General features: G+C 63.4%; 3 protein-coding genes. All 3 read left to right on the forward strand.

Features of this window, described 5'->3' with window-relative positions:
* Window positions 1–3: 3 nt before the first annotated feature.
* From BJ970_RS35080 to BJ970_RS35090, 3 genes are read left to right on the forward strand one after another with little or no spacing between them, the layout of a single operon-like run.
* Window positions 4–1230 carry a putative T7SS-secreted protein gene (locus BJ970_RS35080; protein WP_184732192.1) on the forward strand — a complete coding sequence of 409 codons (1227 nt, stop codon included), beginning with the start codon at window positions 4–6 and terminating at the stop codon, window positions 1228–1230.
* A gap of 9 nt (window positions 1231–1239) precedes the next feature.
* A complete protein-coding gene (locus BJ970_RS35085) occupies window positions 1240–2019 on the forward strand; it encodes a hypothetical protein (RefSeq protein ID WP_184732194.1) in 780 nt (259 codons plus the stop codon).
* Window positions 2016–2654: an SMI1/KNR4 family protein gene (locus BJ970_RS35090; protein WP_184732196.1), complete on the forward strand. Its 639-nt coding sequence runs from the start codon at window positions 2016–2018 to the stop codon at window positions 2652–2654. Before BJ970_RS35085 ends, BJ970_RS35090 begins: the two co-directional genes overlap by 4 nt.
* The last annotated feature ends 173 nt before the right edge of the window (window positions 2655–2827 follow it).

A 2827-nucleotide genomic window follows, 5' to 3' on the forward strand; every position in this document is an offset into this window, starting at 1 on the left:
CGCATGTCCGAGTTGGGTCAGACCAGGGACCCGCATGCACTGGTGCCGGGGGATTCGGGTGCGGTCGCAGGAACCGTCGAGCAGCTGCGCCGTTATGGCCAGGTCTTGGTCGAGGCTGGCGACGGTTTGCGTCGGATCGACGATGGCGGCTGGGTTGGCAAGGCCGCAGATGCCTTCCACGACTTTTTCGATGGTTATCCCGTGGAGTGGATTCGCACCGGCGATGCCTTCACCGCCGCCGCCGAAGCGCTGGATGTGCATCGGGAGGTGCTGGAGTGGGCACAGAAGAAGGCCGCCGAGGCGATCCGTGTGTGGGAGGAGGCTCAGGCCGCCACGGCGAAAGCCGCAGCCGAGTACGAGCGGAAGGCAACGGGCCGGGCGACGTCGGGCGGCTCCCCGTTGGAGCCGTTTGTTGATCCGGGCGCCGAGGGGCGGGAGCATGCGGAGTCGATGCTGCGTTTGGCCCGCGAGCAGTTGTACTCCGCGGGTGAGGATGCGCGGGTGAAGGTCGTTGATGCGAAGGCTGACTTGGTGGAGGCACGGAGTTGGCTGGGGCAGTTGTGGCATGGCGTGACCGACTTTGGTGAGGGCGTCATCGATGAGTTCGCCGAGTTCGGGGACGTAGCGTGGAAGCTCGACCCTGCGCGGCTGTGGGCCGAACCCGGGGAAGTTCTCGATGATTTTCAGAATCTTCCTGCGGCTGTGGAGCAAGCGGCTGCGAACGCGTCCGAGGACGATCTGATCGATCTTCGCAATCCCGCTCGGGTGGCTGAAAAGTCGGCACTGCGGACGGCGGGATGGGTGACTTTGCCGTACCAACTGGTTTACGAGTTTCAGAAGATGCGCAAGGTGAAACCTCGGCATCACGTGGTGATCAGCCGTGAGCGCTACCCTAAGACCGCGGAACACGCTGAAGAAGCGCAGAACGGAAAAACCTGGCGTGGCGATCGGCTGGTACCCGGCAAACGCCACCAGCACCCAAGCGAGGTCACGATCGACCGGGAGAACGCCGAAAGCCGGCGACGTCAAGCGGTCAAGGTCGTCCCTGCCATTCCTCGTGCGCAAGGGATTGATCGCGACGAGTACCCACCAGCGGTATTTGAGGAAGGCGGTGCTGGTTCCAGTGTGAAATACATCCCGGCTTCCGACAATCAGGGGGCGGGATCGTCGATGCGACATCAGATGACAGAGCTGAGCAACGGGACCGAAGTGACGATCAATGTGAGGTGAGAAGAACACGTGGACGAGCACACTAAGACAGTGCTTGCCAGTCTGGAACACCGCGCGCAGCAGCGCGACGATCTAGAGGCCGCGTGGCAGGCCGCGACTGGTGCACTGGAAATTTTGCTGTGGTGTGATGAGTTCTCCCGTGCCGCAGCTCTGACTGAACAGCTTCTTCGCGACCTCGGGCAGGAAGGCACCGATCTCGATCTCCAGCTGATGCCGTTCACTACGGTTTTCCTAGCGGCAGAGGCCTATGCCGGGGAACCGGCTCTGCCCCGTTTGCAAGCGGCCAAGGCTTCCTTGCCGTCCCACACCGAACTAGGAGCTCACTTCGGGCAAGTGACTGATGAAATACGTGCGTCCTCTGTGCTGGAGCTTTTGTCGTGGCCCCGGCCCTGGAATGAGAGTGGACGTCCACCCGGCCGCCAGGACCGTAAATTGCTCGAACGAGATTGGACCACGCTTACGGGCCTTGACCGCGATGCGCTGTGGGACGTTGCCCAGCGAAGCAACGACTTCGGGCTGGCCGAGCGCATCGCCGAAACGCTGCAGGCAGCACCAACAAGGTGGCCCTGCGTGGTCTGGTTCGCGAAGTGGCTGGTCCATGACAATCAGGTCGACCGTGCCGCAGAAGTCCTTCGCGCAGGACCGCAAACCTACTTTTCCTATGCCTGGTGGTCGTTGCTGCCGACGGAGCCACCGACCGATCCCGACCTGCGTCGGGCATTGACGGACGAAGTCCGTGCTGTCTACCTAACCGGGATCAGGGACCCCTTCCGCGAGCCGGCGCTATGACGGGGCGGGCGCTCGGACGACTTCTCGAAACGGCTCGGGGCCCGCTGGGTCCTCCGGTTCGGGTCGATCTGGGCACCGAGATCGGACCGTTGCGAGAACTGGGGCAAATCTTGGCCGTCTGCAACGGGTTTTACCTGTTCAACGCGGGTCTCCAGGTCTTCCGTGCCGGCGACGAGGGGCTGGGGCCCGAACTGGCCAGATGGAACCATCCCGATACCTGGAAGGAAACTTACGGCAAGCAGGCGGAAGGGGTTTTCTGTTTCGCCCAGGACCTCTTCGGGGTGCAGTTCGCCATCATCGACAACAAGCAGGTCGTAGCCTTCGACCCCGAAACCGCACAGCGAACACCTCTGGGGGAGTCAATGGAGGAGTGGGCACAGTGGTTGCTCGACGACCCGCAGGTGCGCACCGCGGGACCTCTGGCCACCGCCTGGCAGGACATTCACGGCGCCCTCGACCACTCGAACCGACTCCTGCCGGTGCAACTATTCGTCCTCGGCGGGCCCTATGAGCTTGCCAACCTGCGCTCGGTCGATGCCGCCGAAGCCATGCGCATTCGCGGGCCGCTCGCCCGCCAGCTCCGCCTCGCCTCCGATGGCACCATCATCGACTTCCACATCGGGGGCAATCGTTAGCCAGCGTTGAGGGCGATCCCGGTGAGCACCGCTGCCCACACAACCGTTTCGGTAAGCAAGCCCACGTCGGAAAGGCTAGCGAGACGACGAACGGGCCTGCACGACACAGGCGGGGAGCGCACCCATATTCGCAAGATCACGTCGCGACGCCAATGGCGGGTATCGGGCGCGGA

It is taken from the genome of Saccharopolyspora phatthalungensis (genome assembly GCF_014203395.1).
GTDB classification, from domain to species: domain Bacteria; phylum Actinomycetota; class Actinomycetes; order Mycobacteriales; family Pseudonocardiaceae; genus Saccharopolyspora; species Saccharopolyspora phatthalungensis.